Below are 16,268 nucleotides of genomic sequence, written 5' to 3'. Positions count from 1 at the left end.
GTCATTTATTTGATTAGATATCTTTACGATCTAGCTGATATAAATAAGGTCTACGGTCCTCAAATACCGGAATCTTCGTACGCACTTCATCCACCAAGTTGAGGTCGATCTGTCCGCTGACTAATTCCTCGGATTCTCCACCTTCGGCTATAATTTCACCCCAAGGATCTATAATGAGTGAATGTCCAAAAAACGTATCTTTCCCACTACTGCCCACCCGATTGCAAGCGACGACATACATTTGATTCTCAATCGCCCGTGCGGTTAACAATGTACGCCAGTGATGCAGCCTTGGATGAGGCCATTCTGCTGGAACGAATAACACTTTTGCGCCTTGTAATGCGAGCGTGCGGGATAACTCAGGGAACCGTATATCGTAACAAATGGATGCTCCCCCCATAGCCCCCTCGATTGGAAATGTGACTATTTCATCGCCTGAAGTGAGATGCTTCTCCTCCTCCATTAAGCGAAAAAGATGGATTTTGGAATACTCGGCTGTTAACTCACCGTCACGATTAAACGTATACATGGTGTTGCGGACAAGTCCATCCGTTTTTTGAGCTACGGAACCTCCTATAATGTGAACTCTATGTTCTGCAGCAAACTGAGCTAGCCAAGTCTTCGAGAGCGCTCCTTCGGCATCTGCTAGATCTTGAATTTGATCCAGCGCATACCCTGTATTCCACATTTCAGGTAACACAATTACATCAGGCTTAATATCCATGTCCATCGCCTGTTCCATCTGCGTCTTCACTCGCACTCGATTGGCATCGGGTTCCCCGAGCATGATATCAGATTGAATCATTGTAATATTTAAAGTAGGTTTAGCGGTCATTATAAGGACCTCCTTATTCATGCGTAAATTGTTCGTTATATCATATCGTCTAGGAGGATAGAAATGCAATAATACCAGTCCAATTCATTCTATACACCTTGGTTAAATCATGTTAAGTTAAAACTATTCTATTTTTGTATGGATCGGAGTGTGTAAATCTATGAGTCAACCCGAGAAAGGGTACCCCTCTATTACCGTAGAACCCGCTGATATTATGGGGCGTCTGCCTAAGCAGTTTTTTGCTACACTGGTTCAAAATGTAGGTAAGCAGGTGGCTGCAGGCCACGACGTGATCAATTTAGGACAGGGAAATCCAGATCGTCCCACACCAATACATATTGTAGAGGCGGCTCAGAAGGCAGTCGCTAACCCACAATACCACAAATACTCTCCCTTTTCAGGACATGCCTTCTTAAAAGAAGCTGTGGCCCAGCGCTATCTCGAAGATTATGGCGTTACTTTAGATCCAGAGAAAGAAGTCGCAATCCTATTCGGTGGAAAAACGGGTCTTGTGCAGATTAGCCAAATTCTTCTGAATCCTGGGGATCTTTGCTTAGTTCCTAATCCAGGTTATCCGGATTATTGGTCAGGCGTAGCACTTGCAGGCGGGGAGATGTCCTTCCTCCCGCTCCGAGAAGAACATCATTATCTACCGGATTACACGGCTATAAGTGCCGCAGACAAAGCTCGTGCCAAATTAATGTTCCTGAATTATCCGAACAATCCAACTTCGGCTACAGCACCGCTCTCCTTCTATGAAGACACGGTCAAATTTGCAGCAGAAAATAACATTGTGGTTGCTAGTGACTTCGCCTATGGCGCCATAGGATTTGATGGACACCGTCCTGTGAGTTTCCTAGAAGCTTCTGGAGCTAAGGAAGTAGGTATCGAATATTATACGATGTCCAAAACTTATAATATGGCTGGTTGGCGTGTAGCTTTTGCCTTAGGTAATGAAAAGATTATTTCTCTTATCAATCAACTTCAAGATCATATCTATGTTAGCTTATTTGGAGCGGTACAAGAAGCGGCGCAGATTGCTTTGACCAGCAGTCAGCAGAATGTCGCGGATCTAGTAGCCCTATATGAGTCCAGAAGAAATGCACTATATGGTGCTTTATCTGAGATTGGTTGGGATGCATCCAAACCTAAAGGCTCGTTCTTTGCTTGGTTGCCCGTTCCTCAAGGCTATGATTCCAGCTCATTTGCCGAATTATTACTGGATAAAGCAAAAGTAGCGGTTGCACCTGGGGTTGGGTTTGGCAGCCACGGTGAAGGATTCGTAAGGCTGGGCCTGCTAAGTGATGAAGAACGACTCCGTGAAGCTGTCTATCGAATTGGGAAGTTATCCCTTTTCTAGTGAAACTCCATGCTTTGCAAACCCGGTAAGCCCATGGTATTCTATCAATAATATTGAAACGTGTTGACGGGACCAGTACGAAGATTACTTGCGCTGATCAGAGAGTAAATTCCGCAGGCTGAGAGAATTTACGTAGCGCCTCCTCGGAACCCTATCCCTGAACGGTCGGCTGTCAAGCCGAACAGACGCCCCTGTTACGGGCTGAAAGTCGGATGGAATTCCTGCGGGAATTCTCATCAATAAAGGTGGTACCGCGGAAGCAAAACTTTCGTCCTTTGCATGCAAAGGCGGAAGTTTTTTTGTATTCTAAAAACTAGCTAATCTCATTGAGGGATGAAGTATATGAAGTTTTATAAAGTAATTGAAATTTTTTAAAGTAAAAGACAGTGTCTTTCAAAAGCAAATAATCCATTAGGAAGGGAGGACATTCCCAATATGCAAAGAGTCGTCGTAAAAATTGGCAGCAGCTCCTTAACTTCACCTGAAGGAGGGTTGAATTCTCTTTCCGTTCGTTTTTTTGCAAAAGAAATCGCAAGTCTCCGCCTAGCTGGTTATCAGGTTTTGTTGGTTACGTCTGGAGCAGTAGCTGCAGGATTTCGTGAAATGGGCTATGTTGAGCGCCCCAAACAACTGCATGAGAAACAAGCCGCCGCCGCCGTGGGTCAGGCTCTGTTGATGCAGTCATATAGAGAAGCTTTTCAAATTCATAACATTCCTGCGGCTCAAATTCTATTGACCCGAACAGATTTTCTCCATCGCAAACGAATGGGCAATGCCAGTATGGCTGTGGAAGAATTATTGAAGCAGGGCGTGCTTCCCATCGTGAACGAGAACGATACGGTCTCTGTAGATGAATTGAAGTTTGGCGATAACGATACGCTTTCAGCACTTGTAGCTAACCTGCTCAAGGCCGATCATTTAATCATTCTAACGGATATGGATGGTCTGTATACTAGCGATCCACGCATCGATCCTTCCGCTACGCGAATCGAATGCGTTCCTGAAATCACAGCAGATATTTATAGTCTTGCTGGGGGCTCAGGTTCAAGTGTGGGCACAGGGGGAATGCGCTCCAAAATGGATGCAGCTAAAATTGCAACGCGGGGCGGTGTCCCCGTATTCATTGGGCAGAGCACAGAACCCGGACAATTGCTTGAAGCTGTGCAAGGACGAGGTCGTGGAACTTATTTCGAGACCAAAACAACGTCTTTGCCTATGAAAAAACAATGGCTCGCCTTCCTCTCCACCCCACTCGGTACATTGATGGTCGATGAAGGAGCGGAAAAAGCTCTGATTCATGGAGGTCGCAGTCTGCTTCCCGTGGGTGTACGATCTGTAGAAGGACATTTTCAAAGTGGGGACGTCGTAGAAGTAATCAGTCCTTCTCGCGAAATTCTGGGTAGAGGTATCGTGAATTATAGTGAGCAACAATTGACAGAAGTGATGGGACTTCCAAGTCAGGATAGGATGAAGAAGACCGAAGGAAGTCATCGTCTTGAAGTCATCCACCGGGATGAATGGATTTCGTTAAAATAAAAGGATGATCTAGGGAGGCCCTACCATGAGTGAAGTTAGGTCAAAAGCATTGAAGGCATCAGCGGCTGCAGAAATTTTGGGTCAATGTACGACAGAACAAAAAAATCAGGCTTTATGCATTGTTGCTGATGCGCTAGTTACACATGCGGATCAGATTATTCAAGCTAATCTTGAAGACTTGGAACAAGGCCGAACCTTGGGAACGCCTGAATCTCTGCTAGACCGCCTTGCCCTGAACCATGAACGGATTCAAGGTATTGCCGAAGGACTTCGGCAAATTGCGGAACTTCCTGACCCTGTTGGTGAGACGTTAGAGACTATCGATCGCCCTAACGGACTGCACATTGTTAAGAAAAGAGTGCCGATTGGTGTGATAGGCATTATTTATGAAGCCCGTCCAAATGTAACGGTAGATGCTGCCGGGCTGTGCCTCAAAACAGGGAATGCCGTTGTACTTCGCGGGGGTTCGGCTGCTCTGTCTTCTAACCGCAAGATCACCCAGATCATTCATTTAGCCCTATCAGGAACTTCCATTCCTCAAGATTCGGTTCAGCTCATTGAAGATTCCAACCGTTCAAGCGTGGATGAGATGATGAAGTTAAATGGGATTCTAGACGTACTCATCCCTCGCGGCGGAAGCTCATTGATTCAGAATGTGGTGCAAAATGCTACCGTACCTGTAATTGAGACGGGAGCAGGAATTTGCCATACCTATCTCGATGCTAGTGCTAATCCACATATGGCCCAAGACATTGCGCTTAATGCTAAAGTGCAGCGTCCTTCTGTCTGCAACTCCATGGAGACACTACTCGTGCATGAGTCATTTGCTGCTGCCCATTTACCTATCATTGCTAAAGCGCTTCAGGCAGAAAAGGTAGAACTGCGTGGGTGTGATATCACGAGAACCCTTGTAAAGGAAGCCCACTTGGCAACAAGTGAAGATTATGCGACAGAGTATAATGATTACATTTTGAATATAAAAGTTGTAACTCATTTGGACGAAGCCCTACAACACATTTCGCAGTTCGGTACCAAGCATTCCGAGTGTATTGTCACCGAAAATGAAGAGAATGCTTTACGGTTTCTAAATGAGGTGGACGCAGCTGCGGTCTATCATAATGCTTCCACTCGCTTTACAGATGGATTTGAGTTCGGCTATGGAGCAGAGATAGGCATCAGCACTCAGAAATTACATGCTAGAGGTCCAATGGGCCTGCCTGCACTGACTTCCACTAAATATACAATTCAAGGAACAGGTCAAATCCGTCCCTAATTTTAAAGGAGGAACATGTATGAACAACCAAGAACATCAAACCCCACACATCTGCTTCTACGGAGCTGGCTCGATGGCTGAAGCCATTGTTAGAGGACTCATTAATCGTGCTGTAGCTGAGCCTCAGCAGATCGCTATGTTTAACCGAAGCAATGCAGAGCGACTTGACTACCTCGCTCAGACGTATAACGTGCAAGTAGGTCACTCAGCCGAACAAAAGCAATCGATGTTGCAGCGTTCCCCGATCCTTGTGCTAGCCATGAAACCTAAAGATGCGGCGGAAGCTCTTAAAGCACTTGGGCCTATACTTCATGAAGACCAATTGGTTGTCTCCGTTATTGCAGGATTATCCATTCCTACTATGCAAGCTCTGCTCGGACGCAAACAGCCGATTGCTCGTACGATGCCGAATACCTCAAGCTCGATTGGACTCGGCGCAACGGGAATTGCTTTTTCTAAGGAAGTTCATACCGATTTGCAGCAAAAAGCCCTCTCTATCTTTGAAGCAGTTGGACTCGTGACGATCATTGCAGAAGAGAAAATGGATATTCTCACGGGAATTTCAGGAAGTGGTCCCGCTTATATTTATTATATGATGGAAGCCATGATTACCGCTGGTGTAGAAGGGGGACTCATGGCAGAGCAAGCGCGTGAACTTACGGTACAGACCGTTCTTGGCGCTGCACAAATGATGCTACAGACAGAGGAAGATCCGGCCAACCTTCGTAAGGCTATCACATCACCAAATGGTTCTACCCAAGCCGCGATTGAAGTGTTCGCAGCAGCAGGTTTTACCGAGACCGTAAAAGCTGCCGTAAGGCGCTGTGAGGAACGTTCTAAGGAAATGGGCGCGGCTATTCAGGAGTCCTTATCATGAGTTACTGTACAGCAACTTATAGAATTCATGATGCCAAGGCAGATTTTCAGCGCAAAGCGGAGTCCATTGCAGTCGGCATGACGGTAGGCAGCTGGACAGAACTGCCCCAGCTCCAGCAAGAAAGCATGCGGAAGCATCTGGGGCATGTCGTTAGCGTCAAGGAAGCCGAATCAGCGGCGGGTAAGCGGTATGCTGATGTTACCATCGCTTACCCCGATCTTAATTTTAGTCGAGATCTTCCTGCTCTCCTTATTACGGCATTCGGCAAAATCTCTATGGATGGACAGATTAAATTACTGGATCTGGATTTCTCCGAAAATTTCCTGAGCCATATGCCAGGACCGAAATTTGGAATTGAAGGCATACGTTCGCTTCTCCATGCTCCCAAGCGACCCTTACTGATGAGTATATTCAAATCTGTAGTTGGTTACGATCTGGAAGGACTGAAGCAGCAGTTCCTTGCTCAAGCCTTAGGGGGTGTGGATCTGATTAAGGATGATGAAATCCTGTTCGATAACCCTCTCACTCCGATCGAGCGACGTGCGGAAATATGCAGACAAGCAGCCGAGGAAGCAGAACAAACCACGGGCAAAAAATTGCTCTACGCCGTGAATCTTACGGGAAGAACGTCCGAGCTTCGCAAAGAGGCACTTAAAGCTATCGATGCTGGTGCCAGCGCTCTGCTCTTCAGCCCGCTAGCTTACGGGCTGGACGTGCTTCAGGAACTGAGCAGCGACTCGGATATTCACGTCCCGATTGCTGCCCATCCGTCTCTTGCGGGCGCGCTCTATCCCGCGCCGAATTATGGCATTGCCGCATCGCTATTGCTCGGCAAGCTGATGCGCTCCGCGGGAGCGGATCTAGTTCTCTTCCCTTCTCCATACGGATCTGTCGTGATGCCAAGGGAAGAGAATCTCGCGATCCGCGATGAACTGGTCCGCAAGGATAGCCCGCTGCGGACCAGCTTCCCTGTACCGTCAGCCGGCATTCATCCGGGGCTTACGCCCCGTATTCTCGCCGACTTCGGTCAGGACGTCGTCGTGAATGCCGGGGGTGGCATTCACGGTCATCCCGGCGGCGCCGCAGCCGGAGGACGGGCCTTCCAGCAAGCGATTGAAGCCTCGCTTGCAGGGCAATCGCTTGAAGAAGCAGCAGAGCATCATGCAGAGCTCAAAGCCGCACTACAACTATGGGGAGGACAACGATGAGCAGCATCAAACAGCCCGTCATTTTCTGTGATTTTGACGGGACGATTACCCTCAGTGATAACATTGTCGCTATTATGAAGCATTTTAAGCCTGCGGGCTATGAGGCCATTATGAAGCAGATTCTTGCCCATGACATTTCAATTCATGAAGGTGTTGGAGCGATGTTCGCCCTCCTTCCTTCATCGATGAAAAAAGAGATTACAGACTTTGTATTAGGACAGGCCGGCATCCGAGACGGTTTTGAAGAGTTCTTAAATTATGTCCAGAGCCAGCACATTCCGTTTTATGTGACGAGCGGTGGAATCGATTTTTTCGTGAAACCTTTACTTGCTCCTTTTCCTATTGCGGACGATCATATCTATTGTAATGGCTCGAATTTCTCTGGTTCACATATCGAGATTACCTGGCCGCATCCATGTGATGAACATTGTTCCAATGACTGCGGTATGTGTAAGACGACAGTTATGCGCCAATTTCCTATAGAGCAGTATGAGCGTATTCTGATTGGCGATAGCTTGACCGACTTTGAAGGTGCCAAATTAGCAGATCGCGTATACTCCCGCTCTGCTCTAACCGTGAAATGTAAGGAACTTGGCATTGCCCATACCCCATTTGAGACATTCCATGAGATTCAAGAGCATATCGAGAAAAGATTAGGAGCTGAATAGGAATGAGCTTTGCAAATATACCTTTAGAAGAGAAGCAACATGCCTTACAAGAACTGCGTATTATTAAAGAACAATTTGCAGCACGTGGCTGGTTCCCGGGAACCAGCGGCAATCTTTCTGTTCGAGTCGGGGCATACCAGCCCGAACAATTTCATTTTGCTGTAACGGCCAGTGGGAAAGATAAATCTATCCATACGCCAGAGGACTTTCTCTTCGTAGATCAAGCGGGGCAACCTGCGGAAGCTACTAAGCTAAAGCCAAGTGCAGAGACGTTGATTCATGCCGAGATCTATCGCCTTACGGGGTGCGGAGCTATATTCCATGTGCATACAATCTATAACAATATTATTAGCGAAGGTTATGGAGATACCGGTTATATTCCCGCTCAAGGCATTGAACTTATCAAAGGACTGGGCATCTGGGAAGAGAATGCCAAGATTCAGATACCTATTCTCCCGAACTTCGCTGCGATCCCACGTATTGCTGAACTCATTCCGGCCGCGTTACAACAAGATATTCCTGGCATAGTTCTGCGTAACCACGGCATTTATGCTTGGGGAGCCAACGCTTTTGAAGCCAAACGTCATCTGGAATCCTTCGAATTTATTTTTGAACATATTTACCGTAGTCTGACCTTGAGGGGATAGGATGTTGGAGAGGTACAATATGAATAATACGACGTTTTTGTAGGTTCGTTCGAAGCGATATACATACAGAAGCGCGTTACGTGCTATTGCTATGCCTATATGCTATGCAAGTCATGTCTTATGCTTATCATACAAAAAGTAGAGAGGGCTCGTAAGCCCTCTCTATTTTATAACAGGGAGTTGAATGGTTAATGAGTCTCTCATGGACTACAGCGATTGCAGGACTTTTCATCCTATTGATTTCTTTAGGGCTAATTGTTTTCTTTTTTGTCTACCTCATTCGAAATAGAAGACAGGGGTAAGCTATTCTTCGGTGCTCAATATCTCACTTTTACATTCATGCCTTTAGGAGCCACAAGGGTAGCGGTAAGCTGGCTGGCTCCTTCGTTAAATAAAGCTTTAGGAGGATTAATTAGCTGCACATACAGCGTATCTCCCACCTGATTGAACGAGATTGCTTCTTTGTCGTATTTCTCCGTTAATGCTCCTTCTGGCTCTGACGTACTTTCGTAGGTCCCCCACATCTTCATATCTTTCACAGGTGCATAATCTACTTTCACTTGTTCAGGGTAGACGCCTTCTACAATGATCTTCGTTACTCCACTTGCAAGCGGTATAGCAGTTACAGGGATACGATGCGTCAGCTTATCAGACACAATCGACTCTCGTACTTCCTTAATCAGCCCCAGTGAAGTAAGTCCTGCAAACATCAGACACCCAACAGACAACATGCCTACGAAAAAAATACTTAGTACATCATAGTACATCTTTTTTTGTCTAAAAAGTAGCGTATAGAATACAATTTCGAGTCCAAGCATAATAAAGATAACGGGCCACCAATTCATTGCAGCATCAAACGCACTTAACCCTTTCCACTGCGCTATCAAAATTACAATACCCAGCCAGAGCAAAGATAACCCCATAGATAAGGTACCCACACGCCACAGTTTAGCGGGTTTCTCTTCGAAGGACTGTGACTTTTTGAATGGTTCTGACTTTTGTAGTACAACCTCATCTTGAAGATTCGTCATCATGGTTCCTCCTATCATCAGGAATTAAATTAGGCCCTGCTGGCTTAGAAGTGCCGCGGCGATCACCTGCTAGCAATCTCAAGCCTCCAGCAATTAATACGACAGCCACTACAAAAGGTCTGAAATATTTATCAATCCGTCCTGACAAGTATAAGTTGGGGAATTCTTTATCTATAACAGGAACGACTAGATTCATCGCTACATAATAGATGCCTAACACTATAAGAATCATGCCTAACCAGCGCTGATGATTTCCAAGTCCCTCGACCAAAGGCTTATCAACAAGGGGCTCTCTACCATAACGACTTGTCATTTGCATTCCGTCAAAAAAACTATAGAACCAAATTACGGGAAGAAGGAACAAAAATAAAGATAAGCGCAGCACATCTATAATATAGAAACTCCCAAAGAACAAGACCATCAGCTGCAGACCACGCTTTTGTACACCTAAATACATCTGACCTGCGCCTGGAATAGCAGAAAGCATCGTCGCTAATACCTTACTACGTTTCCCCTCTTCTTTACCTGCTTCCCAATCATCAAATAGCGTTCGGTCCACAATGATCTCCCCCGCCTGACGGCGATGGACTAACTGAACGGCATCGAACATGCTATATAACCAGATAATTGGGAGTATTCCTAAAAACAATAGAAAGGCATCACTATTCGTAATTCCAGATACAAAGAACAGCATCGTAATCATACCGAAGAAAGCAATAAGGAAAGACAATCCCCTTTGCATTAAGCCCATATGAAGATGGCCAAGACCAGGAACAAAGGACAACAGAATGGTATAGAATCGCTCCCCCTCTTTCCGATTCACCTGTTGCATGGAAGGCGCTGAAATATATCCCTCTGTAAAAGATGATTCAGATTGGCTTGAGTTATGGGTAGGATTAAGATTAGCTGTGTGGGGTGCATAGGATGATAACGCAGGTGCTCCACTGAGTAAGAGAATGATAAGATCACACATGCTAATTATCCATACGATTACTGCAAAGATTGAAGCAACACCAAAAAAACTATCATCATTATTTATCATACCTAGAAATGCTCCACCAAATAACGCACCAAAAAATAAAAACATATAAACAAAACTTCTAGTCTTCCTCCCCCAGTAAAAATGTCCTAATCCCGAAATCACATTCAACAAGAAAGCCAACATTCGGCTCCGCTGTATTGGCATATTTCCCATTCCTTTCTGCTGTTAATTGTGTCTGTTCAACCGATCAAGCCAATGTGTAGTTTTGGTCATGAGCTGAGCACTATACGATGCTCCTTTGAGTTCCAAAGCACCTTCGCTGTCTTTGAATAAATGATCGAATGTTCCTGTACTCATCAGTACTAAAGTAATTGAAGCCGCAATGGCGTAATGTGTGATCGGGTGAATCAGCCAAGAACGGCCTTTAACCCGATGATACTCAAGCTCATAATCTTCCTGCTTGATACCTTGATGCTCATCGGAATATTCTTCCTGCTTAATACATTTTTGCCGAGGAAGCTCCGCCATGACATTATGTGTAAATTGCGCAGGATCGTTAAGCTCTGGGAATATAGACGATTCATGTTCAAGGATATCCATATATTCAAGCATGAACTCATCATTTTGTTCCATTTGCTGTTCTACTTCTATACGGCCTCTATCATCCAGCTTATCGTTCATATAAAGTAGAATGAGTTCTCTGTATGAGCTATCACGATCTTTCATGGCTTTCTTCCTCCTTCCAATGTTCACGAATGAAGCCTCTTGCTCGGTAAAGCCTAGACTCAATCGTTCGAACCGAGACGCCCTCCTCTGAGGCGATCTGATCATACGTCTTTTCTTTTAGATAAAATTCCGTCACAATGTGACGATGCGCAGGGGGTAAAGAACTTATTCTAGTATGCAGTGTGAGCTTACTCTCTCTTTTGATCAGCATATCTAAAGGTTCATCTTCATCCGCTATCTTGGCCTGAAGCCAATCTTCTGAATTCCATTCATCTTCCCGTCGTCGTTCCTTACGCCGTTTGGCATCTATAGCTTTGTGGAAGCATATTCTTGAGATCCATGTCTTGAATCCTTCAAAGCGATACTGGGGGAGAGATTCATAGATTTGAAGGAACGTCTCTTGCGCCGTATCCTCGGCTTCTTTGGCATCTCTTAATACGGAATAAGCCATTTTATAAATATAATTGCTGTATGTATCTACCAGATCCCTGAAGGCCTCCGGATGACCTTGCAAAATATATCGTATACGCTGCTCCTCTTCGATTTCTCTCCCCCCCTTCCTATATAACTGACGCTTAAGCTTACGTCAAACCCTGCATAGATTCACAAAAGAATTTTAATATAGCCAAATAACTCTACATTAGTCTTGAGCAAGCCTCGTTATTTCACAATAATCTACATAGTTAACACTGCCTATCTCATATATATCTCAGTATTTCATATGGATCTCCATAATCTATACATTCTCAGCCCTATCCCTTCTTGAGTAAAGTCCTCTATTTAAATGAAGTATTTAATTCTATGAAGTAGCTCATTCTTACCGGCAGTTCATTAAATAGATTTGTAACCATAAAAAAGCAGCGATCCTAGTCCTTAGGATTCGCTGCTTGCTGTAAATAAATTATGATTTCCCTTGATTACGAAATTTTTGCGTAAATGCTTTAGCATCCTCAGCAGTTTTGACTCGATTACGGCTCCATTCGAGAAGAATTCGATCTATATAGCGAAAATGAATTTTACCCGCAAATACCGCTTCTTTCAAAGCCAAACGAATAAGTTCATCAGCATACTGATCTTGATCTAACCAACCCGAAATCGTCTCACATTCCATTGGAGACAAGGGTCTAGCGAATTCTTTTTCAAATGTAACAAACAGATTTCTCTCCTGCTCTTCCAAAGAACCCTCAACATGATCAAGCTGAACTTGTTCAAATACCTTCTGATCTTGAGGAGACATGCTTCCAGACATTTCTTCGGCTAAGAACACACTAAGCTTCTCATACATCCCCGTCAGATTATAGTGTTCATAGCGTATACCTAACGCATCCGTTACCTCGTCAATGGCAATCCAACCTTCACGCATCAGCCGCTGAATATGTAGGCTAATTACGGTGTCGGAAGCACCCATACGAAGTTCTAATTGCTCCATCGATGGGAAGGCATTTAGTTCTTGTTGACGAAAGGATAATAATTGTATAAGTAGCATGGCTTCCGTGTCATTTAGGCCCAGCGCTCGATAGGATTGAAGCAACGCTTGAGGAACATTTACGATCCCCTGAGCCATTCCCCATGTTATCCCCTGCAACAAGCCTTGTTCATGATTCATAGTTATACCTCCCTTTTCCTTACGGATAGAGGCGATACAGTGTACGAGGGAACGGAATGGTCTCGCGAACGTGATCCAAGCCGCAAATCCATGCTACAGTTCTTTCTAGTCCTAAGCCAAATCCGGAGTGAGGCACCGTTCCGTATTTTCTTAGATCTAGATACCATTGGTAGGCATCTGTGGAAAGATCGTGTTCTTTGAAACGCTGTTCCATTAGTTCTGGATCATCGATTCGCTGGGAACCCCCAATAATCTCACCGTATCCCTCGGGTGCGATCATATCTGCACATAGAACAACATCCGCATTGTTAGGATCTGGCTTCATGTAGAAAGCCTTAATCCCTGCAGGGTAATGCGTGATGAACACGGGTTTGTCATACCGTTCTGCAATCGCCGTCTCATGAGGAGCGCCGAAATCTTCGCCCCAAGGAATATCAAATTCCTGTGTATGCAAGTATTCAATTGCCTCATCATAAGTAATGCGAGGGAAGGGTGCGGTAATGTTTTCAAGCTTCGTGATATCACGGCCCACAGCTTCAAGCTCCATACGACAGTTTTTCACCACAGATTGTACAACATGAGCGATGAATTGTTCTTGAACTTTCAAGCTTTCTTCGTGATCAGTGAACGCCATTTCAGGCTCTATCATCCAGAATTCAATTAGATGACGACGGGTTTTGGATTTTTCCGCGCGGAATGTAGGTCCGAAGGAATACACTTTACCCAGTGCCATAGCTGCCGCTTCCATATATAGTTGTCCACTTTGAGTAAGATAAGCATCTTCTTCAAAATATTTGGTATGAAACAAGTTGGTCGTGCCTTCCGCTGACGTTGGTGTCAAGATCGGAGGATCGACTAGCGTAAATCCGTTCGTATCAAAATATTCCTGAATCGCACGAATGATTTGAGCACGAATGACCATTACAGCACGCTGTTTGGAAGAACGCAGCCATAAATGACGGTGATCCATGAGGAAATCTACCCCATGCTCCTTAGGTGTAATCGGATAGTTCTCAGTGATGTGTATAATATCAAGATCCGTTACAGTCATTTCATAACCTGAAGCACTGCGAGGTTCTTCGCGAATGATCCCTTGCACATAAAGGGAACTTTCTTGAGTTAAGCTCTTCGCTTTGTCCCATACTTCCTCAGATACTTCACTTTTTACAATCACGCCTTGAATATAGCCAGTACCGTCCCGAAGCTGTAAAAATTGAATTTTACCGCTTGAACGCTTGTTATTCACCCATGAACCAATGGATACCGTCTCTCCAACGTGTTCACTTACTTGACGAATCACGGTTTTGGTCGCCATGATATCTCTCCTCTTTCAACCTAATCTAATAGATGTAATTATTTGTTGTTCGCTTGCTCGGCTTCTAATACAATTCGGTTCGTATCTCTTGCAATTACGAGTTCTTCATTGGTAGGAATAATGAGAACCTCTACCTTTGAATTCGGCGAAGAAATACGGCGTGCATCCCCCGAGCGAATCTTATTCAGTTCAGGATCAATTTGAACCCCTAGATAAGATAGATTATCACATACACGTTGACGAACGATAGCAGAATTTTCCCCTACGCCTGCGGTAAATACAATCACGTCTACCCCATTCATCGCTGCGGCATATGAACCAATATATTTACGAAGACGATATTCGTACATCTCGAAGGCTAATGTTGAGTTCGGGTCTCCTGCCTCCAGTCCATCTGTAATATCACGCATATCACTGCTGATTCCAGAGATGGCGAGCAGTCCACTGTGCTTGTTAAGCATCGAGTTGACTTCACTAATAGATAAATCTTCTTTGTTCATTACAAACGTCACCACAGTAGGATCCAAATCACCACTACGCGTACCCATCATTAGACCTTCTAGAGGGGTTAAGCCCATGGAGGTATCTACAGATACGCCACCTTTAATGGCGGTCAAGCTAGCGCCGTTCCCGATGTGACACGTAATAATTTTCAAATCTTCAATTGGACGGTCTAAGAAAGCGGCAGCCGCTTTGCTAACATATTGATGCGATGTACCATGAGCCCCATAACGGCGAACATGATGTTTTTTGTAGAGTACTCGAGGAATTGGATACAAGTACACTTTCTCTTCCATCGTCTGATGAAATGCTGTGTCAAATGTAACTACCTGCGGAACACCTGGCATGTTCTTTTCTGCTGCGTTAATCCCCATAATGGCTGGAGGATTATGTAGAGGGGCTAAGTCGAATAGGCGGCGAATTTCACTTTTCACTTCGCTTGTAACAAGCGCTGATCCCTTGAAAGTCTCCCCACCATGAACTACACGGTGACCTACAGCTTGAATTTCGCTAACGGAATCAAGCACACCATGTTCTTTGTCTGTGAGCTTCTCAAGCACCTTACGGATAGCTGTCGTATGCTCCAGAATTTCACTCACTTCCGTAATTTCTTCTTTGCCGGTAGGCTTATGCGTAAGAATGGAGGAATCCATGCCGATCCGTTCTACTAGACCTTTTGCGAGTACAGACTCATCTAACATGTTATACAATTGATACTTTAAAGAAGAACTCCCTGCGTTAATTACGAGTACTTTCATATCCGGTCACCATCCTTATCGTATTTGAAGAATCCTTCGCCTGATTTCACACCGAGATTACCTGCACGAACCATTTTCTTCAGTACGATGGAAGGACGATATTTCAATTCTCCAAATTCGCGGAACATGCGCTCCAGGGCAGCAAGTACGGAATCCAGTCCAAATCGGTCAGCCATTTCAAGAGGTCCATACTGGAATTGATATCCTACACGCATAGCGTCATCGATATCTTCAGCGGAAGCTACACCTTCTCCTAATACATGAAGAGCTTCATTAATTAAAATACAAATAATCCGGGATGTTACAAATCCAGGAGATTCATATACCATAATCCCGCGTTTCTCCACGACTTCTTCAACGAAACGTTTGGTCTCTGTAAAGGTATCATCAGATGTTTTAAGTCCACGAATGATTTCAACCAGATCGATTCTAGACACTGGGTATATAAAGTGCATGCCAATGACACGTTCAGGATATTTAGTCAATCCAGCGATTTCCGTCAAGCTTAGTGTGGAAGTGTTGCTAGCTAAAATAATGTGACTTGGACACACTTGATCCAACTGAGCAAAAATTTCTTTTTTAGCCTGTACATCTTCTGAAATTGTCTCGATTACCATATCGCAAGTACTTAACTCTGCAAAGTGAGTAACTTTTTGAATTTTAGATAAAATCAGTTTTTTCTCAGCTTTGGTAATGGCCCATTTTTCTAATTGCTTATCTAAGCTTGACTCAATTAAGCCATAAGCCTGCTCTAATTTTTCAGGTGTTTCTTCCAAAAGAAGAACATCCAAGCCTTTAGCTGCTAACATTTCACAGATCCCTTGGCCCATGGTGCCGCCGCCAACTACCCCTATTTTTTTGAAATACATGGTTTTCTCCATCCTTTGTGTATGATCTCTATAGTGTGTATTATACCCTCGATGTCGAATAATACATCTTTGTGTA

Annotated in this window: 16 protein-coding genes; 7 read left to right on the top strand and 9 right to left on the bottom strand. The window is 44.6% G+C overall.

The window, feature by feature from the left end; all coding sequences use genetic code 11:
• Window positions 1-13: 13 nt before the first annotated feature.
• Window positions 14-835, bottom strand: coding sequence for a carbon-nitrogen family hydrolase (locus tag J2Z69_RS03065; RefSeq protein WP_209859031.1), 822 nt, complete (start codon window positions 833-835; stop codon window positions 14-16).
• 160 nt (window positions 836-995) lie between these two features.
• Here J2Z69_RS03065 and J2Z69_RS03060 point away from each other — a divergent pair, with 160 nt between their 5' ends.
• The 7 genes from J2Z69_RS03060 to mtnB all read left to right on the top strand — a co-directional run bounded on the left by J2Z69_RS03060 (window position 996) and on the right by mtnB (window position 8,404).
• The gene (locus J2Z69_RS03060; protein WP_245338928.1) at window positions 996-2,195 is read left to right on the top strand and encodes a pyridoxal phosphate-dependent aminotransferase; all 1,200 of its coding nucleotides are present in this window, start codon (window positions 996-998) and stop codon (window positions 2,193-2,195) included.
• Between the two features lie 435 nt (window positions 2,196-2,630).
• Window positions 2,631-3,731 (top strand): glutamate 5-kinase, encoded by a 1,101-nt coding sequence (gene proB / locus J2Z69_RS03055; protein ID WP_209859029.1) that lies wholly within the window; start codon window positions 2,631-2,633, stop codon window positions 3,729-3,731.
• Window positions 3,732-3,756: 25 nt separating this feature from the next.
• Entirely contained in the window at window positions 3,757-5,004 is a 1,248-nt protein-coding gene (locus J2Z69_RS03050; protein WP_209859028.1) for a glutamate-5-semialdehyde dehydrogenase, read from the top strand.
• Window positions 5,005-5,023: 19 nt separating this feature from the next.
• Window positions 5,024-5,881, top strand: a complete 858-nt coding sequence (gene proC, locus J2Z69_RS03045) for a pyrroline-5-carboxylate reductase (protein WP_209859027.1) — start codon at window positions 5,024-5,026, stop codon at window positions 5,879-5,881.
• Window positions 5,878-7,089, top strand: a complete 1,212-nt coding sequence (locus tag J2Z69_RS03040) for a 2,3-diketo-5-methylthiopentyl-1-phosphate enolase (RefSeq protein WP_209859024.1) — start codon at window positions 5,878-5,880, stop codon at window positions 7,087-7,089. The genes proC and J2Z69_RS03040 overlap by 4 nt, the downstream gene beginning before the upstream one ends.
• Window positions 7,086-7,757 carry a 2-hydroxy-3-keto-5-methylthiopentenyl-1-phosphate phosphatase gene (locus tag J2Z69_RS03035; protein ID WP_209859023.1) on the top strand — a complete coding sequence of 224 codons (672 nt, stop codon included), beginning with the start codon at window positions 7,086-7,088 and terminating at the stop codon, window positions 7,755-7,757. Before J2Z69_RS03040 ends, J2Z69_RS03035 begins: the two co-directional genes overlap by 4 nt.
• Before the next feature lie 2 nt (window positions 7,758-7,759).
• Window positions 7,760-8,404, top strand: a complete 645-nt coding sequence (mtnB, locus tag J2Z69_RS03030; RefSeq protein WP_209859020.1) for a methylthioribulose 1-phosphate dehydratase — start codon at window positions 7,760-7,762, stop codon at window positions 8,402-8,404.
• A gap of 317 nt (window positions 8,405-8,721) precedes the next feature.
• Here mtnB and J2Z69_RS03025 read toward each other — a convergent pair whose 3' ends face one another.
• The 8 genes from J2Z69_RS03025 to J2Z69_RS02990 form a co-directional block, all read right to left on the bottom strand.
• Window positions 8,722-9,435: a hypothetical protein gene (locus J2Z69_RS03025; protein ID WP_209859019.1), complete on the bottom strand. Its 714-nt coding sequence runs from the start codon at window positions 9,433-9,435 to the stop codon at window positions 8,722-8,724.
• A complete protein-coding gene (locus J2Z69_RS03020) occupies window positions 9,416-10,621 on the bottom strand; it encodes a hypothetical protein (protein ID WP_245338927.1) in 1,206 nt (401 codons plus the stop codon). The genes J2Z69_RS03025 and J2Z69_RS03020 overlap by 20 nt, the downstream gene beginning before the upstream one ends.
• A 21-nt stretch (window positions 10,622-10,642) precedes the next feature.
• Entirely contained in the window at window positions 10,643-11,143 is a 501-nt protein-coding gene (locus J2Z69_RS03015) for a hypothetical protein (RefSeq protein ID WP_209859017.1), read from the bottom strand.
• A complete protein-coding gene (locus J2Z69_RS03010; protein WP_209859016.1) occupies window positions 11,130-11,657 on the bottom strand; it encodes an RNA polymerase sigma factor in 528 nt (175 codons plus the stop codon). The genes J2Z69_RS03015 and J2Z69_RS03010 overlap by 14 nt, the downstream gene beginning before the upstream one ends.
• A gap of 387 nt (window positions 11,658-12,044) precedes the next feature.
• Window positions 12,045-12,749, bottom strand: coding sequence for a DnaD domain-containing protein (locus J2Z69_RS03005; protein WP_209859015.1), 705 nt, complete (start codon window positions 12,747-12,749; stop codon window positions 12,045-12,047).
• Window positions 12,750-12,768: 19 nt separating this feature from the next.
• Window positions 12,769-14,064: an asparagine--tRNA ligase gene (asnS, locus tag J2Z69_RS03000; RefSeq protein ID WP_209859014.1), complete on the bottom strand. Its 1,296-nt coding sequence runs from the start codon at window positions 14,062-14,064 to the stop codon at window positions 12,769-12,771.
• Window positions 14,065-14,102: 38 nt separating this feature from the next.
• A complete protein-coding gene (locus tag J2Z69_RS02995; RefSeq protein ID WP_209859013.1) occupies window positions 14,103-15,323 on the bottom strand; it encodes an acetate/propionate family kinase in 1,221 nt (406 codons plus the stop codon).
• A complete protein-coding gene (locus J2Z69_RS02990; protein ID WP_209859012.1) occupies window positions 15,320-16,192 on the bottom strand; it encodes a 3-hydroxyacyl-CoA dehydrogenase family protein in 873 nt (290 codons plus the stop codon). The genes J2Z69_RS02995 and J2Z69_RS02990 overlap by 4 nt, the downstream gene beginning before the upstream one ends.
• Window positions 16,193-16,268 lie beyond the last annotated feature (76 nt).

Source organism: Paenibacillus shirakamiensis (genome assembly GCF_017874255.1).
In the GTDB taxonomy this organism is placed as follows: Bacteria; Bacillota; Bacilli; order Paenibacillales; family Paenibacillaceae; genus Fontibacillus; species Fontibacillus shirakamiensis.
This window is presented reverse-complemented; position numbering and strand designations above follow the sequence as displayed.